3 protein-coding genes are annotated in these 2,149 nt (G+C 65.4%); all 3 read left to right on the top strand.

What is annotated here, in order from left to right; translation table 11 throughout:
* The first annotated feature begins 159 nt into the window (after positions 1–159).
* The 3 genes from AB0H83_RS51765 to AB0H83_RS51755 all read left to right on the top strand — a co-directional run bounded on the left by AB0H83_RS51765 (position 160) and on the right by AB0H83_RS51755 (position 2,094).
* On the top strand, positions 160–861 hold the full coding sequence (locus AB0H83_RS51765) for a hypothetical protein (protein ID WP_360111434.1): 702 nt from the start codon (positions 160–162) through the stop codon (positions 859–861).
* 431 nt (positions 862–1,292) lie between these two features.
* On the top strand, positions 1,293–1,445 hold the full coding sequence (locus tag AB0H83_RS51760) for a hypothetical protein (RefSeq protein ID WP_360111431.1): 153 nt from the start codon (positions 1,293–1,295) through the stop codon (positions 1,443–1,445).
* A 286-nt stretch (positions 1,446–1,731) separates the two neighbouring features.
* Positions 1,732–2,094, top strand: a complete 363-nt coding sequence (locus AB0H83_RS51755) for a hypothetical protein (RefSeq protein ID WP_360111427.1) — start codon at positions 1,732–1,734, stop codon at positions 2,092–2,094.
* The last annotated feature ends 55 nt before the right edge of the window (positions 2,095–2,149 follow it).

Here is a 2,149-nt window from a genome sequence, read left to right as displayed (position 1 = left end):
TGCTCGACCGACGGAGTCCCAGACACCCCACCATGATCCAGACATCAATCGACCCAAGTCAAACCGACTCGCCGACCGGGCACCTGACCAGTCACACAGTATCAACGACATGGCATCATCAGCCTGCTCGCGGAAATCGACAGCGAGAGTCTCCTAGGCATGCTGATCTGCCCGGGCGCACGTCTGGCCATCGACATGCTGGATGAAGACGTCGCCGCAAAATCCCCTGCCTTCGAGCGACTCCTGGTCCAGCAGGCGCTCGGCCTCGTCGACACCTTTCCAGGGAACGACATCGACCGTGCCGCCGACGTGCTCCTCGGAATCGTCAGCAAAGACCCGCAGGCGAAGGCTTTAGTCGACCGGCGCATCGAGCAAGCACTGGCCGCGCAGAAGCGCCAGGCACTCGTCGCCATTCGCATGCTTGGCACCTGGGCGGACGGCGTCGGTGCTACCCCCGCCGCTGCACGCCAACGCATCAGCCGGCTCGCCGCCGAGGTGCGAGATGACCTCAAAGTCGGTGCCGCCCGACTGGCCGGCCTGCATCGTGGTCTGTCGTCATTTGCGACGACCCCGCCGCCCGCCGCAGTCCGCGACCCCGGCAAGGCGATCACCGAATTCATGCGTGGGACAGGGTATGGCGCAGATGACACAGCGCGAGCCAAGCGCATCTTTGCCGACCTCGGCCGCCGGAGCCAAGAGCCCAGTGAGTTGGCAGACCCGGACGCGCAGGAGAAGCTCGTCGCGGTGCTGGACGGCCTGCCCGCAAAGGACTGGCCCGCCGGCAGTGCCGTGTACGACCAGCTCGTTCATTGGAGTGAACGCCGTCCCGTCGCCACGCCAGAGATCGAAGCCTGGGGCTGAGGCTTATGCCATGCCACCGATCAGCATCACGATCGCCTCCTCCCGTTACCCGCAGCTGGCTCAGTGAAATGGCGAAGCCTTGCTCCAGCTTGAACTCGCGCATCTCGCGCGCAATCGGCGCGGCACGCAAATGATCGGCGGTCGCTGCACGGACAGATGGAGCCGCTGGCCATCCGGCTCGGGAAACTGGCACGAGGGACTGCCCGAGCGCCGAACCGACCGGGACCGGTTACCTGCGCATCTGCGTCTGGCCACTTCACATGAGTGCTGTGACCGGGAACATTGGCCGGGTTGGGGGTCATGCCGCGGTGCGTGCGGTGTGGCCCATCGGCGTTGACGTTCGCTGCGGATGCGAGCCCGTTCACGGCGTTGTGCGGCGAGGACGTCGGGGTGGCGGGCGTTGGCGACGCCGCTCCAACATCGCCCACGAGATGGCCCATGTGGTGCTGGAGCACATCTTTGACCGGATCCTGTTCGCCGGCGATGTCCAGCGGGGGTGTGTGAACCCTGGCGGCAGCGAGCAGGAGTTCGAGGCCGCCGAACTCGGCGCCGAATTGCTACTGCCCAAAGACGGCGCCGCTTGAGCCGCGCAGCGTGGCATGACAGACGATCAGGTCGCCGACCTGTTCGACGTGAGCACCCAGCTTGCGGCTTGGCGCATGAACAGCACCGGCGCCCGGCTCCGTGCCCAGCGGGCTGCGGCCAAACGTGGCGGATTCCGAGCACGCTGAATCGCTTGAGGGAGCGAGTGGGCTCGCCGACGCGCGAGGTGTGACGACGGCCATCATGTCCCCCGTTGGGAGCGGGTGTTGTTCAACAAGGCGCGTTGCATTGCCGGCTGTTGTTGGAACGGGGCGCTATCGTACGTCGATGAGTTCCTTGCCTGCCCTCCGCGGCTACCTTCTGGAGGAGGCCCTCGCCTGGCTGGTTCGGGCAAGTGGGTACCGGCTGTTGACGAACGTTGCCGACGATCCGGATGGTGCGTTGACGTCGGCCGGTAACGGGTTGCTCGTCAAGGGTAGGGGAGCGAACCATCAGGCGGACACGCTCGGCGAGTTCGTGTATGTTCCGCCGTTCTCGCTGCCGATCCGGTTGTTCGTGGAGGCCAAGTTCCGGAATGACACGACCGGGATCGAAGCGGTGCGCAACGCGTTCGGCGTTGTGAGCGACGTCAACGAGAACTACATGCAGCTGGCCTCGATCCGTCAGAGCGGTTTAGTCCCTCATAAGTGATTCGGCTTGCCCGGTTTGTCCCGTGGTGTGGGGTGCCGGGCTGGCACGTGTCGCC

The organism is Dactylosporangium sp. NPDC050688, assembly GCF_040654515.1.
Taxonomy (GTDB): Bacteria; Actinomycetota; Actinomycetes; order Mycobacteriales; family Micromonosporaceae; genus Dactylosporangium.
This window is presented reverse-complemented; position numbering and strand designations above follow the sequence as displayed.

Excerpts from the sequence above, each read along its gene's own strand:
- AB0H83_RS51755 (WP_360111427.1), top strand. The coding sequence starts at position 1,732 with ATGAGTTCCTTGCCTGCCCTCCGCGGCTACCTTCTGGAGGAGGCCCTC.
- AB0H83_RS51760 (WP_360111431.1), top strand. The coding sequence starts at position 1,293 with ATGGCCCATGTGGTGCTGGAGCACATCTTTGACCGGATCCTGTTCGCC.
- AB0H83_RS51765 (WP_360111434.1), top strand. The coding sequence starts at position 160 with ATGCTGATCTGCCCGGGCGCACGTCTGGCCATCGACATGCTGGATGAA.